19 protein-coding genes are annotated in these 25,358 nt (G+C 46.0%); 1 reads left to right on the top strand and 18 read right to left on the bottom strand.

What is annotated here, in order from left to right; translation table 11 throughout:
• Positions 1 to 3: 3 nt before the first annotated feature.
• From MKY87_RS26450 to MKY87_RS26385, 14 genes are all read right to left on the bottom strand, one after another.
• Complete coding sequence (locus tag MKY87_RS26450; RefSeq protein WP_124113995.1) at positions 4 to 1,443, bottom strand: NAD-dependent malic enzyme; 1,440 nt, start codon at positions 1,441 to 1,443, stop codon at positions 4 to 6.
• A 208-nt stretch (positions 1,444 to 1,651) separates the two neighbouring features.
• Positions 1,652 to 3,724: a beta-galactosidase gene (locus MKY87_RS26445; protein WP_340966839.1), complete on the bottom strand. Its 2,073-nt coding sequence runs from the start codon at positions 3,722 to 3,724 to the stop codon at positions 1,652 to 1,654.
• A gap of 87 nt (positions 3,725 to 3,811) precedes the next feature.
• Positions 3,812 to 4,897: a glycoside hydrolase family 53 protein gene (locus MKY87_RS26440; protein WP_310334245.1), complete on the bottom strand. Its 1,086-nt coding sequence runs from the start codon at positions 4,895 to 4,897 to the stop codon at positions 3,812 to 3,814.
• Between the two features lie 32 nt (positions 4,898 to 4,929).
• Entirely contained in the window at positions 4,930 to 5,808 is an 879-nt protein-coding gene (locus MKY87_RS26435) for a carbohydrate ABC transporter permease (protein WP_091032085.1), read from the bottom strand.
• A 29-nt stretch (positions 5,809 to 5,837) separates the two neighbouring features.
• Positions 5,838 to 6,728: an ABC transporter permease gene (locus tag MKY87_RS26430; protein ID WP_074094500.1), complete on the bottom strand. Its 891-nt coding sequence runs from the start codon at positions 6,726 to 6,728 to the stop codon at positions 5,838 to 5,840.
• A gap of 190 nt (positions 6,729 to 6,918) precedes the next feature.
• Positions 6,919 to 8,610 (bottom strand): sugar ABC transporter, encoded by a 1,692-nt coding sequence (locus tag MKY87_RS26425; RefSeq protein WP_340966836.1) that lies wholly within the window; start codon positions 8,608 to 8,610, stop codon positions 6,919 to 6,921.
• 123 nt (positions 8,611 to 8,733) lie between these two features.
• On the bottom strand, positions 8,734 to 10,362 hold the full coding sequence (locus tag MKY87_RS26420) for a response regulator (protein ID WP_340966834.1): 1,629 nt from the start codon (positions 10,360 to 10,362) through the stop codon (positions 8,734 to 8,736).
• Positions 10,363 to 10,435: 73 nt separating this feature from the next.
• Positions 10,436 to 12,190, bottom strand: a complete 1,755-nt coding sequence (locus MKY87_RS26415; protein WP_338593716.1) for a sensor histidine kinase — start codon at positions 12,188 to 12,190, stop codon at positions 10,436 to 10,438.
• A gap of 298 nt (positions 12,191 to 12,488) precedes the next feature.
• Positions 12,489 to 13,187 (bottom strand): hypothetical protein, encoded by a 699-nt coding sequence (locus MKY87_RS26410; RefSeq protein WP_338593714.1) that lies wholly within the window; start codon positions 13,185 to 13,187, stop codon positions 12,489 to 12,491.
• A 183-nt stretch (positions 13,188 to 13,370) separates the two neighbouring features.
• Positions 13,371 to 14,900 carry an ABC transporter substrate-binding protein gene (locus tag MKY87_RS26405; protein ID WP_340908318.1) on the bottom strand — a complete coding sequence of 510 codons (1,530 nt, stop codon included), beginning with the start codon at positions 14,898 to 14,900 and terminating at the stop codon, positions 13,371 to 13,373.
• 133 nt (positions 14,901 to 15,033) lie between these two features.
• Positions 15,034 to 15,942 carry a carbohydrate ABC transporter permease gene (locus MKY87_RS26400; RefSeq protein WP_338593712.1) on the bottom strand — a complete coding sequence of 303 codons (909 nt, stop codon included), beginning with the start codon at positions 15,940 to 15,942 and terminating at the stop codon, positions 15,034 to 15,036.
• Positions 15,943 to 15,959: 17 nt separating this feature from the next.
• Positions 15,960 to 16,946 (bottom strand): ABC transporter permease, encoded by a 987-nt coding sequence (locus MKY87_RS26395; RefSeq protein ID WP_338593711.1) that lies wholly within the window; start codon positions 16,944 to 16,946, stop codon positions 15,960 to 15,962.
• Between the two features lie 185 nt (positions 16,947 to 17,131).
• Positions 17,132 to 18,745 (bottom strand): response regulator transcription factor, encoded by a 1,614-nt coding sequence (locus MKY87_RS26390; RefSeq protein WP_338593710.1) that lies wholly within the window; start codon positions 18,743 to 18,745, stop codon positions 17,132 to 17,134.
• Positions 18,720 to 20,519 carry a sensor histidine kinase gene (locus tag MKY87_RS26385; RefSeq protein WP_340966831.1) on the bottom strand — a complete coding sequence of 600 codons (1,800 nt, stop codon included), beginning with the start codon at positions 20,517 to 20,519 and terminating at the stop codon, positions 18,720 to 18,722. The genes MKY87_RS26390 and MKY87_RS26385 overlap by 26 nt, the downstream gene beginning before the upstream one ends.
• 341 nt (positions 20,520 to 20,860) lie before the next feature.
• On the opposite strand from MKY87_RS26385, the gene MKY87_RS26380 reads away from it, so the two are divergent.
• Positions 20,861 to 22,303, top strand: a complete 1,443-nt coding sequence (locus MKY87_RS26380) for a hypothetical protein (RefSeq protein WP_340966830.1) — start codon at positions 20,861 to 20,863, stop codon at positions 22,301 to 22,303.
• Between the two features lie 222 nt (positions 22,304 to 22,525).
• Here the strand turns inward: MKY87_RS26380 and MKY87_RS26375 are convergent, their stop codons facing one another.
• From MKY87_RS26375 to MKY87_RS26360, 4 genes are all read right to left on the bottom strand, one after another.
• Positions 22,526 to 23,107, bottom strand: coding sequence for a DUF4269 domain-containing protein (locus MKY87_RS26375; protein ID WP_340966829.1), 582 nt, complete (start codon positions 23,105 to 23,107; stop codon positions 22,526 to 22,528).
• 20 nt (positions 23,108 to 23,127) lie between these two features.
• Positions 23,128 to 23,334, bottom strand: coding sequence for a YwbE family protein (locus tag MKY87_RS26370; protein WP_026081155.1), 207 nt, complete (start codon positions 23,332 to 23,334; stop codon positions 23,128 to 23,130).
• 213 nt (positions 23,335 to 23,547) lie between these two features.
• The gene (locus tag MKY87_RS26365) at positions 23,548 to 24,336 is read right to left on the bottom strand and encodes a polysaccharide deacetylase family protein (RefSeq protein WP_340908331.1); all 789 of its coding nucleotides are present in this window, start codon (positions 24,334 to 24,336) and stop codon (positions 23,548 to 23,550) included.
• Positions 24,337 to 24,402: 66 nt separating this feature from the next.
• Complete coding sequence (locus MKY87_RS26360; RefSeq protein WP_340966828.1) at positions 24,403 to 25,341, bottom strand: aldo/keto reductase; 939 nt, start codon at positions 25,339 to 25,341, stop codon at positions 24,403 to 24,405.
• Positions 25,342 to 25,358 lie beyond the last annotated feature (17 nt).

Here is a 25,358-nt window from a genome sequence, read left to right as displayed (position 1 = left end):
ATCTTACGATTCCCCGCCTTCACGGGCCTGTTCACGCGGAATACGCCGAGCTACACCCGTCTTAATAGCTGCTTCAATCACGCGACTGCGCATCGATTTGACCACTTTATCATTGAACACACTCGGAATAATGTAATAACGTGTACGCTCTTCGTCCGTAATGGCCGAAGCAATCGCTTGAGCGGCTGCCAGCTTCATTTCTTCATTAATTTCGGTGGCTCGGCAATCCAGAACTGCCCGGAAGATGCCCGGGAAACATAACACGTTGTTGATCTGATTCGGATAATCCGATCGTCCTGTTGCCATTACCGCTACAATATCTTCCACCAAGGCAGGCATAATCTCAGGTACCGGGTTTGCCATTGCAAACACGATTGGATCTTCTGCCATGGTCTGCACATCTTCGCGAGTTAACAGATTCCCGCGGGACAGGCCAATGAACACATCGGCTCCACGAATAACATCACGCAGCGAGCCAGTCTCCAGTTCGGGATTAGTACGAGCTGCATAGTCACTCCAGACTTCATTCTCATAGGTTTGTGTCCGCACAATTGCACCCTCACGATCGACACCTATAAGCCGGCTGGCTCCCGCAGACAATAATATATTGCTGCATGCTACACCTGCTGCACCGATACCACAGACCACAATCTTCACATCTTCAATGGACTTGCCCACCAGTTTGAGCGCATTGATCAGACCGGCATATAACACAACGGCTGTGCCATGCTGGTCATCATGAAATACAGGAATGTCCAATTCCTCATTCAGACGACGTTCAATTTCAAAACAACGTGGTGACGAGATATCCTCCAGATTAATGCCGCCAAAACCAGGTGATATCGCTTTCACAGTACGTATGATTTCCTCGGTATCCTGTGTGTCCAGGCAGATTGGGAAAGCATCCACACCTGCAAATTGTTTGAATAACATCGCTTTACCTTCCATGACAGGCATCGCTGCACGAGGCCCAATATTACCAAGTCCAAGTACTGCACTGCCATCAGATATGACGGCCACTGTATTCCGTTTTATTGTCAATGAGAAGGCTTTGCCAGGTTCTTCTGAAATGGCTGAACATACACGTGCCACATCCGGAGTGTACACACGTGACAGATCTTCCCGGTTTTGAATCGGGGTCTTTGGTGTTACTTCGATCTTACCGCCCAGATGAAGCAGGAACGTCCGATCCGATACGTTAATAATGGACACACCTTTAAGCTGGCGCACCCCTTCTATAATTTTACTGTTATCTTGCGCATCTGTAACGGCGACCGTCAAGTCGCGCACGCTTACATCCTGATTGGTGGAAATCACGTCGATGGCAATGATGTCTCCCCCAGCTTCCGAGATGGCCGAAGCCACTTCGCCAAACTTGATATCCTTAGTTGTCATTTCCAGTCGAATAATAATGCTGTTACCATCCAAATTTCTTTGATTCATTTCCATTCCTCCCAGACTGAAAGTCTTGAGTTACATGTTACGTGTTTGTCTTCGCTGCGCGGACACGTTTATCCTTTATCTTGTCCAGAAAAAGTCATTCAACAGCCAAATGCATAAAATAAAAAAGATGCCCTGAACACCAATATCAGGCGTTCAGGGCACTTTTTTAGTATCTTCACTCCGTTTATAAAGTAAGGATGAACCTATATTATTTCCGGGCAGCAGGTCTGCGCAGAACACAAATGTCATATGGCTTCAAGCTGAGACTTGATTCCACAGCATCACCACTGAGCAGATCAGTGTAGGACTGTCCATCTAATTCTACCAACTTCTCATCTGGTGTGTAGTTCTGTACAAACACATAATCAGCTGTACCATCTGTACGCGTATGTGCCGTTGTTCCGGCAGGCAGCTCTGTTTCAAGTCCACGCTCAATGTTCAGGTCAGCGATTAGTTTCGCATAGAAATCATCATAGAATGGTGCTTTCAGACGTGTCGCTACATAATATGCTTTCCCTGAACCCAACTGGTTAACCGTCAATGCAGGGCGTCCAGCATAGAAGTCAGAACGGTACGTAGCCAGGGACTTCGCGCCTTCCAGATGAATCAGATCACACAGTTCAATTGCATCATACGCTGTATTGAGCTGAAGCTCATTGCCCTTCTCCGGAATGATTCCGTTCAGATCACGATCATGCAATCCGTCAATTTCCTCGGACCAGATGCCAAGTGTCTTACGCAGCGGGCCTGGGAATCCACCGAGGAAACACAGATCGTTTTCGTTAACAATACCAGACCAGTAAGTTGCTACAAACGTACCGCCTTGTTCTACAAACTTCTCAATGCGTTCCCCGACACCTTCACGTACCAGATAGAGCATTGGAGCAATCAGCAGCTTGTACTTGGACAGATCTGCATCCATATCAATAACGTCTACAGCAACTCCCTTTTTCCAAAACGCTTCGTAATGCTCTTCCACGGTCTGCTCATACTTCACACCAATATTACGTGGACCCTGGGAATCATTAACGGCCCAGCGATTTTCCCAATCAAATATGATTGCAACTTCTGCCGGAACCGCTGTTCCTACAATGGCTTCCATGCCTTGAAGAGCCGTTCCTACATCAGTGACATCTTGGAACACTCGAGTGTGTTCCGTTCCTACGTGGTCTACCACCGCACCATGAAGTTTCTCACTGGACCCCCGGCTTTTTCTCCACTGGAAGTATTGAACACTATCGGAGCCGTGTGCCACAGCCTGGAGAGAAGAGAGCAAATGCATGCCAGGTTTTTTCAGCTTGCTGACATCTTGCCAATTCGTAGAACTTGGAGTGCTCTCCATCAGCAAGAACGGCAGACCGCCTTTGATGGAACGAACGATATCATGCATCATGGCGATACGGGATGCCTGTTTCGCGTCGTCATCTGCATCGTGCCAAGTCGGATAACTGTCCCAAGAGAGGAAATCCAGAATATCAGCGAACTTCCAATAGTTCAGGCCACCATAAAATTCCATCAGGTTTGTTGTGACTGGCAGATCAGGATTCTGAGCTTTCAACGGTTTCGTTTCATGCACGATAAAATCAGCTGTCTGATCCGTAACGAAACGGCGCCAGTCCAGATTCATCGCGTGTACCTGTGTCTCACCGTGTGGAGCCGGAGATTCCACTTGACTCCAGTCTGTAACCGTATGGCTCCAGAATGTCGTCCACCAGGAATGATTCAGTTCATCAAGTGTTTGATACTTCTTCTGAACCCAACCACGGAATGCTTCCTGACAATAATCACAATGACAGTCTCCGCCGAACTCGTTCGAGATATGCCAGCCGATTACAGCCGGATGATCCGAATAACGTTCCGCCAGTCTTGTGTTGATCGCAGTAACCTTCTCACGGTATACCGGGGAAGTATAACAATGGTTGTGACGGAAACCGTGCAGATTGCGGACACGCTTCTCGGATACGCGGAGCACTTCCGGGTACTTTGCGGACATCCAGGCAGGTCTGGCACCACTTGGTGTAGCCAGGAATGCATAGATGCCGTTTGCTGCGAAACGATCCAACACCTGATCCAGCCATTCAAACGTGTATACGCCCTCTTCCGGCTCAAGGGATACCCACGAGAAGATACCAATGGACATCACGTTACACTTGGCAAGCTTCATCAAACGAATATCTTCTTCCAGAACTTCAGGATAGCGGAGCCATTGCTCCGGGTTATAGTCTGCGCCATGCAACATGTGCGGGGCTTTGGAACTTACAGGTGGAAATTTGTATGTCATAAGGACAACTCCCTTGCATTAATTAATTACTGTTTTTAGTTTATATACGATAACAACGATTTCACAGAAGATACGTATTACGCTAGATTACACGTATGTCACGACATCTGATTCTTCTGCAGTAGCGAGTGCTGTAAACGATTCCAACTTGCGACCTTTAAAATCAAACATGGTGAGGTTGCCCCAGTTATTCGGATGACCGACGGACCATTCTTCTTTACTTGGTATCCAGGCAGGTTCCCAATAATAGAATCCATGCCCCAAACCACCAGGAACTTCGCGAATAATCTGCAATAGATCCTTCAGATATTTGGTCTGTCCCTCTACACTTGCAGGGTATCCTGGTAACAACATATCTTCCTGATTCAAAATCCATTCAATGCCTTCCGGCTGCTCCAGCGTCCATGGATAAGCGGTTTCAACTACATTGATCGGTTTGCCATAACGCTCAGCCAGATCATGAAGATTGTCACGTAACGCGTCGAGTGTGCCATGCCACCAAGGATAATACGAGAGACCAATGATATCAAACTCCACACCCAGTGCTTCAAAGCGATCGTAAAACTTGCGGCTCTCGGCGTTATCTCCACCACGGTCAATATGTATCATAATCTGAATATCCGCGTCAACGGATTTGACCGCAGCAATTCCGTACTTCACAAGGCCTGCAAAGCGCTCCCACTGTTCATCCGTATCATGCTCTTCTCCACCGACACGTCCCTCATTCCATAACATGCCCGGTGTAATCTCGTTGCCCACCTGCACCATGTCTGGAAGCGCATCGTGTTCCTTCAACGTTCTCAGAACGTCAGCCGTATACATGCATACCGCACGTTGAAGCTCTTCATAGGACAGATTCTCCCATGCTTTCGGCTTCCATTGATTGGCTGGGTCAGCCCAGCGATCAGAATAATGGAAATCAAGCAAAAATTTCAAGCCCTGTTCCTTGATCCGTTTGGCTACCTCCACCGTCCGCTCCAGATTGCAGAATCCACCAACAGGATCATTCCAGATTCGAAGTCGTATCGCGTTAGCGTCATTAATCTTCAGGATGGACAGCAAGTCTTGTTCCTTGCCATCCACATCACTATAGCTCCCGCCATGCTGTTCGATTTCATCCATAAAAGACACATCCATTCCCAGAATGAATGTCTTTTCCGTCAAGTTGCTCACTGTATCAACCTCCATTAATTTGGGGTACAGGCTCAGCCTTTAACTGAGCCCAACGTCATACCTTTGACAAAGAAACGTTGCAGGAAAGGATACACAATCAAGATCGGTGCACTTCCGATGAAGATCTGAGCTGCCCTTACCGTCGTTTGAGAGAGAGCTTCCATTTCTTTTGGATTCATGCTCATGCTACTCATATCACGTCCAATAATGACCGTTTGCATAAATGTAGCAAGTGGGTAATCCTTGGCGTTATTCATGTAGAGCAATCCATCAAACCAGGAATTCCAGTGGAACACCATACTGAACAATGCAATTGTTGCAATGGACGGCATCGAGATGGGAAGGAAGATACTGAACAATGTTCTGAAATGGTTAGCTCCATCCATCAGTGCCGCTTCCTCCAGCTCTTTTGGAATACCGCGGAAGAAGTTCAGCATCAGAATGACAAGGAATGTGTTAACTGCCCCAGGGAGTACCAGTACCCAGAAGGAATCCATCAACCCGATCTTCTGGATAACCATGTAGAACGGCACCAGTCCCCCGTTGAAAATCATACTGAATACAAAAATCCAGGAGTAGATCGTTCTGCCTTTGAATTCACTATTTTCTTTGGACAACGGATACGCCGCCAGGAACGTAATTAGCAAGGTAATAGCTGTACCAATTACCGTACGTAGAAGTGAGATCCAGAGCGAGTTCAAGAAAATTGGATTGTTCATCGTTTTTTTGTAAGCCTCAAGTGAAAATCCTACGGGCCAGAGATTGACCAGATTGGCGTCGGCAGCTGCCTTCGTACTAAAGGATACAGCCAGGACATGAACCATCGGTATGATACACATAATGGCGATTAAAATCAGAAAGCAGGTATTGACTATATTAAACACGCGATAAGGCAATGATTTATGATACATCGTGGTCCCTTCTTTCTCTGTTCATTCGTTTAGAATATGCGATATCCAGCGTATTTTTTGGCTAAGCTGTACGATACAAGAATCAAGATCATACTAATGACCGATTTGAATAATCCGATCGCGGTTGCAAAGCCCATCTCACCATTCTGCATTGCGGAACGATATACGAATGTATCAATGATGTCACCCGTTTGATATACGAGCGGGTTATACAAGTTGAATATCTGGTCAAATCCGGCATTCAGTACGTTACCAAGTGCCAGTGTTCCTACAACCATCAGCATCGGCACAAGCGAAGGGATTGTAATGTGCAGTGTCTGTTTCCAGCGTCCTGCTCCGTCAATTTCCGCTGCTTCGTACAATGCTGGATTAATTCCGGCAAGGGCAGCCAGAAAGACAATCATGTTATAGCCAAATTCTTTCCACACATCTGTTAGAATGACCGTAGATCGGAACCAACTGTTGTCTCCTAGGAAGAAATATGGCCCGAGTCCAAAGGTTCCCAGAACCCGGTTAACCAAGCCGCCTGTTGACAACAGATCTATCAAAATCCCGCCCAGAATGACCCAGGACAAGAAGTGAGGTAAATAGACAAGTGTTTGAATCGTTCGCTGTATAGCCATCTTGCGAACCTCATTCAAAAGAATGGCAAAAACAAATGGAACAAATAAATTAAAAATCAGTTTAAGTACAGCAATAATCAATGTGTTCCAGATGACCTGTAAGCTGTCTTCACGTTCAAACAGATATCTAAAATTGTCCAGTCCAACCCATTCAGAACCGCTAATCCCAAGCCATGGCTTGTAGTTCTGGAATGCCATAATGATCCCGCCCATAGGCACATAACTGAAGATAATCAGAAAGATAATGGCTGGCAACAGCATAACGTGGAATGGCCAAGTGCGTTTCAAAGTTCTCATGATTGCTCCCCCTGTATTTCTTCCTACTCAAGTACTCCCTGAGTGGCTTATAATGCGATTATATCAACCTTTTACGGGGTCCAAACAGCACATAAAAGCAATATAAATGGCACAAATTCAACCACTTTGCCTCAGCTTGAATAAACACAAAAAAGCGCTCAGACGTTAGTCGTCTGAGCGCTACTTAAAACTATTTTTTCACACTGTCATACCATTCATTGACCTCTTGGGTGATTTGGTCACCGCCACCCGATTTCCACGTTTGTACAAAGGTATCAAACGCATCAGCCGGATTTTTGCCATAGATAATTTCGTTAAATGCCTGATTCTCAATTTTGTTCAGATAGTCCAACTTGGATTTCATTGTCTGTGTTGTCGGACCTGTGAACATGTTTTTGAAGGAAATTTCTTCTTGGCTTAACAACACTTTCGCTGCTGCTGGAGTTTCTTTACCGTAATTGACAGCAACATCTTTTTCAAGCTTCGTTTCAGGCTCTTTGCCGTCCGCTAAGTTCAGAAGTGCTTTCATCTGGGCATCTGGAATACGAGCACCGTCGCGAACAAGCAAATAACGTACAACGTTCACGTATCCGCCTTCGATTTGGTCAATCGGCATTTGTTTTCCATTTGCATCCAATTGATAGTCATAACCTGCAAACAAACCGTTATCATAAGGGCTGCCTGGTGCCGGGTCTGCATAATTGTCAAACAGGTAGTTCTGGTACGTAAAGAATGCTTCTGGGTGTGCCATATCTTTTTTGATCAATGTAACACCATTAACGAACTGTGTTCCGTGACGCATCGCTTTGCCTTCAGGACCGGTAGGAATTTCAATCGGTTTCCATACCGCACTCGGTACATTTTTCACTGTATCAAGAAGTGGCCACCCACTCATCCAGTAAGGTCCTGGAATAATGCCGGCAGTTCCTGCAACTGCTGGCTCTGCTGTTTTGTTCTCATCCCATAGAGCTGCTTCCTGCGGGATATATCCTTTTTTGAGCCATTCGCTCAATTTGGTCAGACCTTGCTTCATGCCTGGATTAATGGAGCCATACTCGAGCTTGCCATCTGAAGCCAGATTCCATTGTTGAGGTAAGGTGCCATATGCACCAAAGATCCAGGATACATCTCCCATCCATGTGTTCATGGATGTTTTGAAACCAACGCTGAGCGGAGTGACTTTATCAGGAGCCAAGCCGTCCGGGTTATTGTTTTTGAATGCTTCCATAACGGTTTCCAGCTCATCGATTGTTTTTGGTGCTTTCAGATTCAGCTTGTCCAGCCAATCCTGGCGAATCCAGAGCAAGTAATCATTGTTGTATGCGTAGTCCAGAACAGGGATACCCATTCTTTTGCCATCACGACTATATTGGTTCCAAACGTTAGGATCTTGCTCCATCGCTTTTTTCCATGTGTCTGAAGCATATTTGTCGAACAGTGGACCGACTTCTTCGTACATACCAGAGTCGATCAAGTCTTGAGCAACGAGATTGTCCGCACTACCAATCGTCACGATATCCGGCATTTCCTGTCCAGAGGACATAGCCAGACGAAGTTTAGTTGCAAACGCACTGTTTGTGTCTGTTACTGACCAGAGCGCGCTGACATTAATCCCGAATTTTTCCTTGGCCCACTTGGTTGCCACGTTATTTTCCATGGATTCGCCATTTTTAAACTTCAGCTCAGGATCGATTCCCCATGCTGTTGTAATGGTTACTTCCGGATCATACTTTTCTTTGTATTCGTTTTGGGTTCCAGATGTACTTGGTGTTGCACTATCTCCGCCCCCACTGCCTCCTGAACATCCTGCAAGAACGACAGTTAGACTCAGCGTTGTAGCGAGAAGCGTCAAGAATCTCTTTTTCGTTGATTGCGCTCTCATGTTGTTCCCCCTTAAATCGTTTTGGTTACCCTTTCATTATAGGCTGACCAGGCCTTTGAGCCTATGATACGAAATCAAGATTTCTGCACCTTTGCCAACCTATATTCTGGAATGTTGTTGTAATTATGCCTGATCCCGAAATTCATTTGGTGTCATGCCATAATGTTTTTTGAACATTTTGCTGAAATATTGCGGATTTTGATAGCCAAGTTCACTCGTAATCTCGTATATTTTTTTATTGCTATTCTTAAGCAGATACAGAGCACGCTCCATGCGCATACGAATCATGTAGTCCCCAAGACCTTCCCCTGTCTCTGCCTTGTAAATTTTCGATAGATATACGGGGTGTAAATATACCTTGTCCGCAATCATCTTCACTGACAGATCCTGTCCTGTATCTCTTGTAACCAACTCCTGAACCTGCTTGATCACATGTCTGCGGCTCTGCACACCTTCCTGATCGGACAACTCTTCCTGAAGCTTCGCCAGCATCTCGGTTGCCCAGCGCCGCAGCTTCTCGGGGGATTGAATCAACTGATGAGCAAGGAGCAGATCGAATCCCGCATGATCAATCTCATGCACCAGATGCCCCTGTTTATGGGCGATATACATAAATGCATTGGTTACCGACAGATACATCTCATACACGTGTTCTCTGGACAATCGAACCTGTTCTGCCGCGTCAAAGACCGCGTTCAGCTTAAGCGCTGCCGCTTCCCATTGCTTGGTCTCAAGCAATTGAGGAAGTACAGGCGGTTTGTACAGCTCTTCGAGCGCCTGCGTTGCATCATTCTCCGGTCTTTTGCTGAGTGCCTGATCCATGTCCATATAAGTAATCTTGTGTTCTTCCGGTCCTGAAAGGACAAGCGAACCCAGACTTTTTCGATAAGCTACTGTCAATTCATTAAAGGGAAATGACGGTGTAACTACCATGGACAGGTCTCCCTGCAAATATCGAATAACATGTTCACGGAAAGTTTCAGCTGAGATTCTCAACGTCTCCAAGTTCATTTGCGGAGCTTCGATCTGTTCTTGATTCTGCAAAAACATTACCAGACACTCATGCGGTCCGCGACCAAACCACACGTTAAATTGCTCTCCGAGTACTTCCTCTGCAATATTACCTACCGCAAAATCCATCAGATCCAGAGACTGCTGGTCCATTGATGAGAAGCGTCCTGTAAGGCGAATCAGCATCATCACAGCCGATTGTTCCGGGTCAATATGAATCTCATATTGTTGCAGTTGTTCCCGAAGTGCCCGCGCCGTGATCTCACGCCCCAGCAGCAGATCATGCATAAGATTTTCCCGTAAAATTTTATAGTCAGACTTCCGACTGTACAAGAGCCGGTGATATTTATCGAATTCATCCCACTCATCGCGAAGAGATGTGATAGCTGCCGACACGGAACTCATAAATTCATCATCGTTTACAGGTTTCAGGATATAATCCGCCGCCTGCAATTGAATCGCTTTCTTCGCATAAGTAAAATCACTGTGACCCGTCAGCAAGATACAGCGAATGTGGGACCAACGTTTGCTTACCTCTGCAATCAGATCCAGTCCGGACATGCCAGGCATGCGAATATCGGTCACCACGATATCCACTGCATTTTCCTCCATAATTTCCAGTGCTTCTTTACCCGAAGCGGCACGAAGCACAGTCGTTACTCCAAGCTCTCCCCAGGGGATTGTAAGTTCCAGACTTTCTGTTACGTATGTCTCATCATCTACCAGTAATATATCAATCAAGTGATTCACTCCCTATTTCGTTCATTCTGCAAATGGATTCCATCGTTCATCATGCGCTACACGTTCCAAGTGCTTATCCTTCATTCTCCAGAAGAAACTGCTGCTCGGCAGGCCACGACAGCGTAACGCGTAATCCACCAAGTTCCGATTCCGTTATATCAAGCCCTGCCTGCTCCCCATATCGAAGCTGGAGTCTCTGATTCACATTCCACAGGCCACAGCCCATCTCCTGATCCATCGTTCCCCTAAGCTTATTCAGAAGCGTCTCACGTGCCTCCTGTGTCATGCCTTGCCCATCATCTTCAACCACAAGAACCATGACACCGCCCTGTTTTTCCCCGGATACTCTTATTTCTCCGGCTTCCGCGTCCGCTTCGATACCATGAATCACCGCATTCTCCACTAGTGGTTGCACGATAAGTGGCGGTACCTCCTGTCTTAACATCTCATCAGACAGATCAATCTTGTAATGAATCCGATCCATACGCATCCGTTGGATCTCCAGATAACAGCTGACAAATTCAATCTCTTCCGTCAACGGTACCACGTCCCGCTCCTGTCTTGTCGTATACCGATAATATCGTGATAGGTTATGCGACATCGCTACAACCGCGTCCATGCGCTTCAGCTTCGCCATACTTGTAATGAAGGAGAAACAATTATAGAAAAAGTGCGGGTTAATCTGCGATTGCAGCTGCTTCAACCGGGCTTCACGCACATGAATCTGTTCCAGATAAACGTGTTCAAATAACTGCTGGATCTGCTCCACCATCAAGTTGAAACGTTCGGACAGGAAACTGAATTCATTGCGGCCCTTTGGCTTAATTCTCACGGAATAATCTTCCTGCTTCAACCGCTGGAATCCGCGAATGAGTTGTTTTACTGGTACCTGCACCTGTACATAGAACAAATACGCCACACCAAAACTCATTAACAACAAACAAATCATGGAAGAATAAAACAGCATATTGGATTGATGAATGGGCTTCAGAATATCTGACAGGGGCATGTAGTCCACCAAATACCAGCCTGTTGTACTGGATTTCACGGTATTGACCATGTAAGGCTCGTTCCCGATCACTACTGTACGATTATCAACGTCCTGAAGTTTATGGACGGACAGTTCTTCCATCAACTGATTCGTTAATGAACGATCTGAAGTCCGGTTATAGATAACCCCCGACTCTTCTCGGAAATAGAAGGGATCATGCCTGCCATCGTCCTTGAATTTGTCGAGCATATCCCGAATGTTATCACTATCAAATTCCAGTTTAATAATCGTTTCCGCATTATTAGCCGGGTCTTTAATGCCGTACGGAGATACCGTAATCCAGCTAAACATGAACCGATCATCTTCCCCATCCTGAATTTTGCGTACATCCCAGCCGGAACTGATATTCTGCCTTAGCGCTTGTTTATCGTAAGAACGTGCGTCCCTTTCGGAAACCACCCTTCCCAGCGAAGGAGAGTACAGATATAACTTTGTGGCCCAATTGGATGAGCTTTCCTGAATACTTAGCTTATTCTGAATACGTTTGACCAGGTTGATCGCATCCAGATCAAAGTAGTTACTGTCCGCATAGATTCGCTTGAAGCTGGCAATATCAGGATCATGTATGAGCAGATTCGGCCATGAGGATAACAGTTCAATGTGTGTGTTCACTTGATTTTGGAAAAATTCAAGCTGGTTACTATTCGATCGATTCAACTCATCTCTGAGAACAGCTGTTGTTTTGTGATTGGAGTACCAGTACAGAAGTACTACAGGAATCAGCATAATCAGAATAAGAATGACCATTTTGGAAAACAGGTTTGTCCGATATGACATCTTTTCATCTCACCTTGTCTTAATTTGTCGTGACATTAATTGTAATGATGTAAGCGCTAAAGACAAACTATTTTTTTGAGACAAACCGATTCATTATCTAGCGTAAGCGTTACCAATTCAAGGGGGAAGGAGACAAAACCAATATTTCTGCACTAAATGCAACTTCCACGCACAAAAAGAGCCGGCGATTAGCCAGCTCTCTATCTAATTTCATTATATATCTTAAATCGTTCTATTCAACTCAAACCTTATTCCACTTCTGTTTATGTAATTATTCTTTTTTCTATGAAAATATCAACTATGGAATATCATAATCAAATACCGTATTCGCTCCATCCACGCCTACATCCAGTACAATATCCATAAGTTTCCCATTGACGAACAGAGGGGATTCCGCTTTCCCGTAAAACTCCAACTTGCCTGTAAACGTTCCATGGCGTTCAATCTCAACATGTACGGGCCTTAATTGGACAGACTGCAAGGCTTCCAATAGTGGATCGTCCTTAAACTTATAACTGCGTGCGAGATCAGGCAATAACACGGCGGATACGGAATCTCTGCCGTAATTTTTGAGTGTCAGGTCACATGTTGCTCGGGTCTCACCCGTTTTCAGCACGTTAAAGGTACAAGAGCTTGCATTCTGTACATAGGATACCGCATTAATGCCTGAAGCTCCCCACTTGGCTACATACATGAATTTATCCGTCATGTACGAATAACTGAGAACGATAGCGATAACTACGATCCATAACCCTTTTGCAAGACCGGGGAACGATTTCCCGATTTCTTTGCGTGTAAGGTAGAAGCCGCAAGCGAAGATTCCCATCCCCAGGAAAAGTGTGATATGTACACCACTTAAATAAGACGTAGTATACGGTGATATACCTATTGCTGACAGCATGGTATCTCCAACAGAAAAACCAAGGTGATGGTTAAATGTAAAGATGATAGCAAATAGCAATAAAGCCCCTGAGAACACAAGTCTGGTTCTCGACACACGAACACCCCCTAATCAACCACCTTATTATATCATATTTTTCCTATTTATGATTAACAATCCAAATCAAAAAAACAACAATAAAAAAAGAACGCCTTCGGTTGTTCACCGAAAACGTCCTCCCTATTTGCCACCGATAAGAGCTTGTAGAACACAAGTCTCTCTATCATAGCTGATAATCATTTACTTCTGGGCAAGGAATGCATCAAGTTGTTCCTGTTTGGCTGCAATAATTTTATCAATTCCTGCTGCTTTCAATTTCTCGAGATATTTCGGAATCATCTCATTTGGATCAACGGCGCCCGATGTCATACCCGGCTTGAACTGTTTGTTCACGTTGTTGACCGCAGCAATTTCATTTTTGACAGATTGACTGTTGAATGTAAAGCCCAGTGCTGGAGACTTCACACCTTTGGCGTTAAATTCTTTGAACTTTTCCCACTTCTGCGGATCTTCATTATCCCATAGGAAGTTCAGGAACTGGTTACCAAGCTGCCATTGGGCACCTGGGTTATAGGTACGACTGTTGGCATCAACGCCTTCAGGGAGAGTAATGATATTATCCTGTCCGTCTTTTTTCACATAATGAGTACCTTCAATTCCGAAGTTCAGCAAGTTGTTAATTTCCTTGTCGGAATGCAGCAGGTTAATGACCTGCATCGCTTTCTCCGGTTGCTCGGAGGAACGGGAGATTGCAAGCATCGCTCCAGACGCATCACCCGTCGTGATTGTCGGCTGTGTCATCTCAATCTGAGTGAGTGGGAAACCCACATACCCTTCTTCTTCTTTATCCTTGCCTGGCTTCATGCCATCTGTCCAGAGAAACGCTTTTCCAGCCTTCGCCTGGTCTTTCGGGAACACATTGGAAGTAGCAGCATCACTGTTGATGTATCCCGCTTGATACCACTTGCGAGCGAGTTCAGCCGCTTCTTTGAATTCAGGGGTCTCCACTTCATTCAGCACCGTTGTTCCGCCTGCTGTTTTGGAGATGACCCCAGGTACGGAAGCATCACCGAGATAATCCCAATCCAGATTCTCCAACAGCCCGTTACCGTTGGTATTGGACATATAGAATGGTGTAATGGCTGGCTCGTTTTCCTTGATTGTTTTGAGCAGTGGCTCCAGATCAGCCCAAGTTTTTACGGCTGTCAGGTCCAGCTTATACTTGTCAGCCAGATCTTTACGTACCAACACACCACGTGTGGCAGCGAGTTCCTTATTCGTAGGAACCCCGTAATTCACGCCGTCCACCTGGGAACCTTCCAGAAAGGCAGGATCCAGGTTTTTCTTAATATCCTGACCATGTGCATCAAGCAGATCATTCAAGGGCAAGAATGCGCCTTTAGCTACATTCACCGTGTAGTTCTGCCAAGCTGCTGTGAAGATAATGTCTGATTTTTCACCTGAAGAAATCATGAGATTCAGCTTGTTATCCCACTGTCCCCAGTCAATTGCATTGATCTTAAGCGTGGCTCCGATCTTTGGTTCCATCTTTTTGTTAATCTCGGCTTCCACCAGAGCGACATCCTTCTGTGGTGTCCCTGGGTAGAACAGTGTCACTTCATAGGGTTTGCCCCCACCTTCACTTGCTCCTCCGCCTTCTGCGGCAGGTGTTGTCGTTCCACCCTTGTCTGATGAGCAAGCTGCCAGCACCAGGCTCAGCGCCATAACCGTTGCCATCATGCGTGACCATACCTTTAATGATCTAACCAATTGAACCCCTCCTGTCATGTGTTGAACCATACAACCGAATTCCCCAATTCACAAATAAACCGATAACTACTTCTGTATATGCCCTTTCAGTCCATCTTCATTTACCTTGCCCACTCCGCTAACCGGTTCAGAGTTATCCCTTCACAGCGCCAACCGTAAGACCTTTGATGAAATAACGCTGGAAGAACGGATATGCCAGTACAATTGGACCAATACCGACTACAGCCATCGCCATTTGCAGAGTTTTGTTAGGCAGATTCAGCAATCCACCCTGCGACGAAATCTGTGAAGAGACGTTGGAGTTGGTTGTTAAATATTGAATATCGAGCAGCGTCCGGTACATAAGGTACTGAAGGCTGATCGTCCGGTTATCTGATATAAAAATCATGCTAAGGTACCAGTCATTCCAGTAATTCAGTGTACTGAACAACGCGACGGTTGCCATTACGGGAAGAGAGAGCGGAAGCACGATACGTGCAAACGTTCTCAATTCTCCCGCACCATCAATCCGAGCCGATTCCAGAATGGACACCGGAATGGAGTTCGCGAAGAATGTACGCATGACCAGTACAAAGAATGGGGATAGCAATAGCGGCATAATGAGCGCCAGTATGGAGTTTTTCAGATCCAATACGTTGACATAGACCAGGTACCAAGGTACCAGACCCCCATTGAACAACATTGTGAAGAAGATGAAAAAGGCGAACCAGCCCCGGTAAGGCAAATCTCTCCGTGAGAGCGGATACGCGTACAATGCGGTCAGCGCAACACTTGTAATGGTACCTACAACAGTAACAATAAAGGATATACCATACGAGTGAATGATCTGATCCATATCTCTGAACAGAAACTCATAAGCCGTCAGGCTGAACTTCTCTGGAATAAGCTTATATCCATTGGCAATGACTGTTGTCTCGTCCGAAAATGAGATGGCGAAGACAAGCAGGATCGGCACGATACAGGCAATGGCATAGAACAGAAACATCGCATGAATAACGGATGCGGAACGCTTCGATACGGCTAGTGGATCACGTGATTTCACAGCTGACTTGCCTCCTCTCAAAATAATGCATTATCTTTATCTATTCGCCTTACGATGGTATTGGATACAAGAACCAGCACAAATCCAACGATTGCTTGGTATAGACCGGCTGCTGATGACATCCCGATATCTCCACCGATAAGGAACGTACGATATACGTAGGTATCCAGTACATTCGTTACAGGGAACAGCGCTCCCGATTCCAATGGAACCTGATAGAACAGACTGAAGTCTGCATAGAATATACGGCCAATTTGCAATAACGTCATAATGACGATTAATGGGACGAGAAACGGAATGGTAATGAAGCGTATCTGATGCCACTTGGTTGCTCCATCGAGCACAGCTGCTTCATAATATTCTTCATCGATACCCACGACAGCTGCCAGATAAATGACGGCATAATATCCAATATTTTTCCATGTGTTCACCAGTGGCAAAATATACGGCCAATACTTCGGCTCTGAATACCAGTCGATCGGCTGACCGCCGAACATCTGCAGAATCGTTGAGTTCATGAAGCCTGAATCCTTGCCCAGGAAAGCCAGTACCAGATAACTGACCACAATCATGGACAGGAAATACGGTAATAACATAAGTGATTGATATAACTTGGACATCGCCTTGTTCTTCACTTCATTGAGCAGAATAGCAAGCCCGACACCTACAAAGAGATTCAGTGCAATGAACACCGTGTTATACGCGAGTGTATTTCGGGTAATTTCCCATGCATCACTGGTTGAGAACAAATATTTAAAATTGTCCCATCCACTCCATGGGCTACCCCAAATACCATCAGCATAGTTTACATTTTTGAATGCGATCAGAACGCCGAACATCGGCATGTAGTTGTTCACCAGCAGAAACAGGACACCTGGCAAGAACATGAGATACAGCACCTTGAATTTGCCAAGATTGTGCCACACAGACTTGCGCTTTCGGACTGTTTCTCCCGGTATATCCGATATCCGTACTCCCTTACCCGCCTGGGGTTGTGTCTTCATAACTTGTTCTCCCTCACTCCTCTTGAATTCTTCCTCAGGATGAAGCTCCGTTGCGGCTCCTGTGGTTCAAGTATACGGCGGGGCGAGTAAGACCTCTATCTGCTGTGGTGACCTGTTGACTTATCAAATTATGACTTTAGTGCCAAATTAAACAAAACAAAAGGCGCAGCATGCTGCGCCCTGAACTATACGGTACGTGACTGTTTTCGGAACTCCTGTGGCGTTATACCCGTGCACTTTTTGAACATTTTGGTGAAATGCGAGTAATTGTAGTACCCCACCTTGCCAGCGATATCCGTCACTTTAACGGTGGACTGGGACAACAATGTCTTCGCTTTGGCTACTCTGCCCTGCAGGATAAACTCAGATAGGGACATCCCCTTCTCTTTCCGAAACAGACGTGATAGATAAGCGGGATTGAATCCGGCAAAAGCTGCAAGCTCCTCTCGCATAAGTTCTTCACCAATATGAGTTTCAATATAAACGCACAACTGATCCACAATGGTCATGGGGCTATGATCGTCCGGATATAATACTGGGATAACACGATCAATCAGATCCGACGTCCACTGCTTCAACTGCGGCAACGACCTTGTCACCATACCCTCTTCCGGCTCCCGTTCACCCGGATAAAGACTGCGTATTGATACGTTTTTCTGATGAAGCAACGGATAGACCACATGCAGCATGGCATGATAGTAGAGATGAAGCATTTCAGGAGACAAACCCTCCTGTGCAGCAAGCAACTCAAAAATCTCATCCACACGTTCTCGCAAATCCCCCACTTTACCCGTCTCAAAAAGAATGGATAATTCCGAAAACCATGGAATAGGCAAAAAGCGATCTTCCTGATCTCTTCCCCGCTCATCATAGACAAAAACTTCTTCAAGCTCCTTAATATTGCGCCGTTCCATATCCATCAGTTCATTTAACATGCCTTGCAACTCAGTTACAGCAACCGGGGCACCAACATAACAGGACAACCGACAGTAGAAATACGTACCACATTCCTGGATATACCCCTGACAACGTTGTGCCACTTCGCTCGCACTCGGAATGATGCCATCTTGCTCGTAAGCAAGCACAATATTTAATCCACTTTGATCCTGGAACACCTCACCGGGCTTGTCGCCTAGCAGCATCTCTTTGGCTGCATTACGAAGGGCATATTCCAATACCTCTTCGTCACGCAAATCAAAATCACGCACCCATTCCTCCACCGAGATCACAATGGGTAACACACGAGCCTGCGGATCAATCTCGGCACCATACAGTTCTGCGAGCTCTTGCAACCGTTGTTCGGTTAACGTGATACGCTGAGAGATGGCATCCTTCCAGAAGCGTTCCGTCAGTAGCGGTTTATGGGTTTTCCAGCGTTTGTATACGGTCTCATAAACTTCGTTGGTACGGGTACGCTGCTCTCCATCCTTGATCTTCTCCACTGCCTGAGTTACTACCTTAATCAATTGATCCGCTGGAGCCGGCTTCAACACATAATCAAAGCTGCTTAGCTTAATGGCTGTCTGAGCATAATCGAATAAAGCATGCCCTGTCAGGAAAATGGTCAGTATGCCTGGATCATGTTTTAACACCCAACTTTGCAGGTCAAGCCCTGTTTCACCAGGCATCTCGATATCACAGATCATGATATCAATAGCATTAGCCTTTAAAATCTTTCTTGCCTCTTCGGCATCACCAGCACTGTATACCTGGTCAATGCCTGCTGCTTGCCAATCGACGCCTTCCACCATTGCTTGTAATGCATACACTTCATCATCCACGATCAACAGGTTCCGCATAGGCTCCCCCTTCTTCCTCTTCGGTCTGAGCGGGTAAATCAATGATGACTTTGGCCCCATGATCCACCTCATTGCCAAACTGCAAACTGGCTTGATCACCATACTTCACTAAAAGCCGATGAGCCACGTTCCATATACCGATATGCTGTCCACTCGGGTCTTCAGCGTATTGTCCATGTTGCAGACGCCCCAACAATTCCTCTTCAAATCCGACACCATTGTCCACAATCATCAGTTGAAGCACCGTCCCATCGTCCTGACCGGACGACTTCTCACCGAGGCGCGCCACGATCCGAATGACAAAGGCTTGTGTCCGGCGCTGAAATCCATGAATAATGGCATTCTCCACAAAAGGCTGAATGGTTAATGGCGGAATCACATAATGTCCCAGATTCGACTCAACATCCAGTTCAAAATCGAATCTGCTTGGAAACCTCAGCTTTTGAATTTCCAAGTAATGACGAATGTGCTCGAGCTCTTCATCCAGACGAATAACACGTTTGCCTGCACGCAGACTGAATCGAAAATAATCGGCCAGATGACCAGCCATCTGCTGTACCAACTCATGTTTTTGCAAGGAAGCCAGACTATGAATAATATTGAGTGAATTCAGGTAAAAGTGAGGATTAATTTGCATCTGTAGTTGTTTGAACTCTGCCTCCCGCGTCCGCAGTTGTTCCTCATACACATCAATCTTCAGATGCCTGATCTCACTGGTCATTTGATTGAAACTTCGTGTCATAAATTCAAGCTCCGAAGAAGATGGCGGGTCCAGCTTCACATCGAGATCTCCACGGCTGACCCTTCTCATGCCTCGGATTAACGCATTCATCGGGCGGAATAACAGATGCCTTAAAAAGATCAGTGCAGTAACCAGAATTACTGCCGCACCAATGGGAAGCAGACGAATGATCTGCTGGAAAAACGGGAGGTTACGCATCATGTCTTCCTCAGGCAGCAGCACGATATAATTCATCTCGGACATGGCCGAGGCAATACCCAACATCAAATATTGACGTGCTTCTCCCTTGTTCACAACTTCAGAGATAACCTGATACGGATTCTTCAGGCCGGGAAGATGCGCTGCAGCCAGTTGAATCTGTGCAGTATTCAATGTGGAATCTGATAGCGCCCCACCGTCTGTTCCAACAATGACTGCGCCTCCCCGATCTCCGGATTCAGTGAATTGTTGTGTATGATTCAGTGCATTCATATCAACAAGTGCACCTGCATAGAACTGCTGGTTGATTCGCACCGTTTTCACCAGCGCATTCCACGTCCCGCCACGCACGATGCTCCATTCCGGCTTCTGGATATCCCCTTCGAGTTGCTGCATCTGGACTGGCATACTCTCCTGCACAACCGACTTTTTGACATCATAATTGCCCGAAGTGGCGAGCAGCAGATCATCATTCACGGCATCATATAGAAAAAAAGAATCGATTAGATTATAAAAACCGATATCTGTCATGAATTTGTTCATAATCCGTTGCTTTGCAATGATATAATCACCGCTGCCGTATTTCAGAAAAAACAGAGAGATAATATCCGGGTCCCGCTCGCCCAGACTATACAAATACCGATTTGTCTCCTGTAATACACGTTCGTTTTGCTCCACACTCTTGGCGAGATGATTCATATTGGTGAGGGATACTTTGTCACGTACAACTTTCATGGCGTAGACGTTGTTGTAATAAAGCAGCATGAATAATGGCAGCATGATCAATGTAAGACCCACTATAAATTTAAAACGAAGTGAACGGATCAAATTCATGGATTATGGATTCCCGCCCTTTTAGTTCAACATATTTTTTCTATTTTCTTCCTTATGATGGCATGTTTATTGTAATCACCCCTGCTTGCCATTGTCTATGGGGTCCCGTGACCTTCATATGTCAATTCTGATGACTTTCATCCGCCCCATTTCAAGCGTAACAAGCTTCATGTTGTAATAAATTCTCCAGTTGTAAAATAAATCCTTCATTTATAGCTCAGATGCTTCTCCCTAAAAATAAATGCTGCGGCAAGCCCCGGACTCCACGAACGCCCGATCTTGACATGCATACGATATATCACTCCTCGGGTTAGTCACCAGGATGTAGGGAGGACTGTTCGATGAATATTCAACTCACTGCGTTACACTATGTCTACCTTGCATTTATCGTCTTGATCATCGCAGTTATGATCCGGCGCAGGGACACCACCATCATCTGTGTTGCAGGTATTCTGACCATTGGACTTCTGGCAACCGAAACCTTAAGCGGGTCAGTTGCTGGGATCTTCAGCAGTTTTATCTATGCAACAAAAGAATTGTTAAGTACAATCTTTATCATCTCGATTATTGTGGCAATGAGCCGTGTTCTGATCAGAACCGGCATTAATGAGGTCATGGTAACACCTGTCACCCGGTTTATCCGTTCTCCTCAGGTCGCATATTGGGGTATCGGATTGATCATGATGGTCGTATCACTATTTTTCTGGCCATCCCCGGCCGTAGCACTCGTCGGTGCAGTACTGCTTCCTGTAGCCGTGCGTGTAGGGCTTCCTCCGATTGGAGCTGCTATTGCCATGAACCTGTTTGGACATGGGATTGCACTGTCGGGAGATTACATTATTCAGGGGGCTCCCAAACTTACGGCTGATGCAGCCGGTCTACCCGTTACTTCCGTCATGACGGCCAGCATTCCTTTGGTTATTGTCATGGGAACCGTATCTACACTTACAGCCTTCTGGATGCTGCGCAAAGAGATGAAATCAGGCTCACCTGCTCATTCCCCAAACGATATATCAGGCACCATGCGCATGGAACATTCTTCCTCATCAGAGGCTGTGTCTACTTCTCTACCTGGCAATCTGCCTGTTGAACGTCAAGCCATGTCACCCCGCCTGCAAAAGGTGTTCGCTCTGCTTATCCCTCTGTTATTCGCAGTTGATGTGATTCTGATGTTTGTATTGAAGTTGCAAGGTGGCGACGCAACAGCTCTGATTGGCGGAACCGCTGTGGTTATACTGATCGCGGTTACCCTTGCCGCACATCGTCATGCCGGACCAGAGGAAACGACCAATTATTTAATCGAAGGATTTCAGTTTGGTTTCAAGGTGTTTGGACCGGTTATTCCTATAGCCGCATTTTTTTATCTGGGAGATGCTGCGATTACGGAGTTGTTCAACAATCCTCTTCCTGAAGGTTCACACGGGATCGTGAATGATCTCGGGGTTGCACTTGCTGGACTGGTGCCATTGAATGATACGGTGGGCGCCATTACAATGACGGTAACTGGAGCAGTGACCGGAATGGATGGTTCGGGGTTCTCGGGGATATCCCTGGTTGGCTCGATTGCGTCCATGTTTGCAGGTTCGACAGATTCCGCACCTGTGCTGACAGCACTCGGTCAGGTTGCAGCCATATGGGTAGGTGGCGGAACCTTAATTCCATGGGCATTGATCCCTGCTGCTGCAATCTGCGGAGTCAATCCTTTTGAACTTGCAAGACGCAACCTGAAGCCTGTACTGCTGGGACTCACGGTAACAACAATTGTAGCCATCTTTCTGATCTGACCAAAGGTTATTTACACTGACACTACGATGACAGAAGCACCTTCCAATCGCTGTTATTCCCAGATTTTTTTGATCCCCTTTCCCAAGGGGAAATCCGGTAATAGCGTATTCTTCCGATGCAGCTTTCTTTCAGAAAGCTTTTAGGCGACCGCTTCGCTTTTTCAGGTTTTTTCTGTCCTCTCCGTTATCGTGTAAATGATTAGTTCATCTCAAATAGACATTTTAAAAAGACGTGCGTGAACGGGCCCAGTTCCAGAGATCTTCACGTTTCATCTCTGCCAGATGCAGCATGTCCACATATGGATCTCCCTGTAATCCAAGAACAGAAGCAAAAGCAGGCTCCGTCTTCCACCCTGCCTGTTTCAGTCTGCGGATCTCACGGTGTCCCGCGTCTCCCCACAGTTGCAACAATCTCCACTCTACGATCATATGTAAGTATGCATTCTGCCTGTAAACTGGCACGGATTGGGCAAAAATCTCCACAGACCAATGTCCCACTTGCAAATTACAAGTCACATAAGGACGTTGGTCTGGAAGATCCCCACCACGTACACATTGAAATTCAGCAACGGCTCCGATTCGATTGTATATCTCGGCTTCAAACACATCCAGATCCTCTGCATAACACAGCAGATCCAGATCACTGCCCAGAATATCAATATCAATCGGTACCGTTCCTGCTGGATATGGGTGATAGTCAGCTAATATCTCGAGCAATCCACTGCTCTGTAACACATGATATGCGTCCTGCTGACGTGTATTACCCGAAGCCAGATGTGCCATTACTTCTGTGGTAGTACTCATCTCCCCGCCTTGGACCACAGTTAGTTTGAGCCTCCTGTAATGACCTGTTTCACACGTCCCACTTGACCGCTCGTCAGTCGTACTTTGATTCCGTGTGGATGCGTAGGTGACTTGGTTAACAGATCCTTTACAATGCCACGTGTCAGCTTACCTGTAGCTTGATCCTGCTTCAGCACAATGTCCACTTCCAGACCTGGCTTAATATTCACACGTTGTTGTCCATTCATTATGTTCGCTCTCCTCTATGTCGTGATTCATACCCTGTATACTATATAACCCTTAAACACAAAGCTCCATCTATTGTAGACGTTTTGGTTTCAAAACAAAAGGGACGCGGCAATAACCTCCTAAGGCTGGTTCCATGGTTAAATGAAGACCAAGATAAAGAAACCGCAGATCTCATCATCTGAGACCTACGGTTTCTAATTGGATTACCACGTTCAGGGTTGCACATGCTTCAAAATAGACGAAGGCGAAGTTCCATCCTTCGCAGCTTCACGTGCCTTCACAGCAAGCAGCTCGGACACGGTCACGAATCGATATCCCTGCTGCTGTAACTTCGGCAGGATCGTTTTGAGTGCAGCTACCGTATGCGACTTGCCTTCCACCTTATCGTGGAAGAGTACAATATCCCCATTACGTGCGTTCTTCAACACTTTGTTAACGATAGCCGATACACCTGGAGAAGCCCAGTCTCGAGTATCCTGATGCCACGACCAGAGTACAATGGTATACCCTTTTTGTTTGGCAGCCTGAATGACCATGTCATTGTAATAACCGCCCGGTGGCCTGAACAACAGGGGACGCTCTGCACCTGCTTCAATGATGGAACTTTCTGCTTCGTTCATATCCTTCATGTACTTGTCCGCACTAGTTGATCGAACTGCATACGTGTGCGCATACGTATGATTGGCGATTTCATGCCCTTCGAGCTGTTCCTGCTTAATCAGTTCAGGAAATTTATCTGCCCATTTGCCAAGTACAAAAAAAGTTCCTTTAGCATGATACTGCTGTAACAAAGCCAGAATCTGCGGAGTCTGAATCGGATCTGGTCCATCATCAAAGGTAAGGGCGATGAGTTTATCCTGTGTGGGAACTTCCCACACAATCTCTCCTCGTTCCTCATAATACTGACGGTTCTTCTGTACAGGCTTCGCATAGGCAGAACTGCTACCCAGCAAAATAATTAGCGTGAACATTCCGATGACTCGGGCTGCCTTCAGGTTCATGTGGTGTCCTCACTTTGTCTTCATACGTAAACTCCCTGTTAGCATTTCCCGATTCACCCGAACTCATTAACGAAAGATCTGATCCACGACTGCAATTTCTTCAGCAGTTAATTCCACATTTAATGTTTGCAGATTGTTAATGACCTGCTCCGGTCGCTTGGCACCCGGAATCAATGCATCAATCGAAGGCTGAGTCAGGTACCAGGCCAAAACCAGATGAGCAACCTCAACATCTTTGGATTGTGCTATGCTGCGCAGTTGCTCAACTTTATCGAGATTTTCAATAAAAGCTTCACCTGTAAACAGCGGGTTCTTTGCCCGTCCATCCTGAAAGGTTGTATCACGATTATATTTCCCGCCCAACAGTCCCGCTGCCAGAGGGAAGTAAGGAACAAAAGAAATGTTATGCTCAGCCGTATACGGCAACAGCTCTTTCTCCGCATCTCTTTTGAACAGATTATATTCAGATTGCAGTACGTCTACATGCCCGTCCTTGTTGGCTTCACGCAACTGATCAATGGAGAAATTAGATACGCCAATGGCACGGATTTTGCCAGCGTCTTTTAATTGTTTTAACGTATCTACCGCTTCATCCTTAGGCGTATGTTCATCCGGAAAGTGGATGTAGAACAGATCAATGTAATCGGTTTGCAGACGTTTCAACGCCTCATCCACGGATGTTTTCAGAAAAGCAGGTGAGTTATTTATGACAATCTTGCCATCCACTAATTTATGAGCTGCCTTGGTTGCAATGATGGTATTCTGCCGCTGACCGGTTTCCTTCAGTACTTCACCAATCAGTCGTTCGGAATGCTCCGGTCCATAGATGTATGCCGTATCCACAAAGTTAATACCTTGTTTCAAAGCTGTACGAACCACTTCCTTACCCGTCTCATCATTCAGCATGTCCGGATAGATATTATGTCCGCCTACTGCATTCGCACCCAGTCCAATGGGATTCACGATCAGATCCGTCTTGCCCAATCGAATTTGTTGTTCTGCCATGTCTCATCTCTCCTTCA

This window comes from Paenibacillus sp. FSL R7-0198 (assembly GCF_038000415.1).
GTDB lineage: Bacteria > Bacillota > Bacilli > Paenibacillales > Paenibacillaceae > Paenibacillus.
This window is presented reverse-complemented; position numbering and strand designations above follow the sequence as displayed.

Excerpts from the sequence above, each read along its gene's own strand:
- MKY87_RS26365 (WP_340908331.1), bottom strand. The coding sequence starts at position 24,336 with ATGAACCTGAAGGCAGCCCGAGTCATCGGAATGTTCACGCTAATTATT.
- MKY87_RS26375 (WP_340966829.1), bottom strand. The coding sequence starts at position 23,107 with ATGAGTACTACCACAGAAGTAATGGCACATCTGGCTTCGGGTAATACA.
- MKY87_RS26380 (WP_340966830.1), top strand. The coding sequence starts at position 20,861 with ATGAATATTCAACTCACTGCGTTACACTATGTCTACCTTGCATTTATC.
- MKY87_RS26450 (WP_124113995.1), bottom strand. The coding sequence starts at position 1,443 with ATGAATCAAAGAAATTTGGATGGTAACAGCATTATTATTCGACTGGAA.
- MKY87_RS26445 (WP_340966839.1), bottom strand. The coding sequence starts at position 3,724 with ATGACATACAAATTTCCACCTGTAAGTTCCAAAGCCCCGCACATGTTG.
- MKY87_RS26360 (WP_340966828.1), bottom strand. The coding sequence starts at position 25,341 with ATGGCAGAACAACAAATTCGATTGGGCAAGACGGATCTGATCGTGAAT.
- MKY87_RS26425 (WP_340966836.1), bottom strand. The coding sequence starts at position 8,610 with ATGAGAGCGCAATCAACGAAAAAGAGATTCTTGACGCTTCTCGCTACA.
- MKY87_RS26390 (WP_338593710.1), bottom strand. The coding sequence starts at position 18,745 with ATGCGGAACCTGTTGATCGTGGATGATGAAGTGTATGCATTACAAGCA.
- MKY87_RS26395 (WP_338593711.1), bottom strand. The coding sequence starts at position 16,946 with ATGAAGACACAACCCCAGGCGGGTAAGGGAGTACGGATATCGGATATA.
- MKY87_RS26370 (WP_026081155.1), bottom strand. The coding sequence starts at position 23,334 with ATGAATGGACAACAACGTGTGAATATTAAGCCAGGTCTGGAAGTGGAC.
- MKY87_RS26415 (WP_338593716.1), bottom strand. The coding sequence starts at position 12,190 with ATGTCATATCGGACAAACCTGTTTTCCAAAATGGTCATTCTTATTCTG.
- MKY87_RS26385 (WP_340966831.1), bottom strand. The coding sequence starts at position 20,519 with ATGAATTTGATCCGTTCACTTCGTTTTAAATTTATAGTGGGTCTTACA.
- MKY87_RS26430 (WP_074094500.1), bottom strand. The coding sequence starts at position 6,728 with ATGAGAACTTTGAAACGCACTTGGCCATTCCACGTTATGCTGTTGCCA.
- MKY87_RS26435 (WP_091032085.1), bottom strand. The coding sequence starts at position 5,808 with ATGTATCATAAATCATTGCCTTATCGCGTGTTTAATATAGTCAATACC.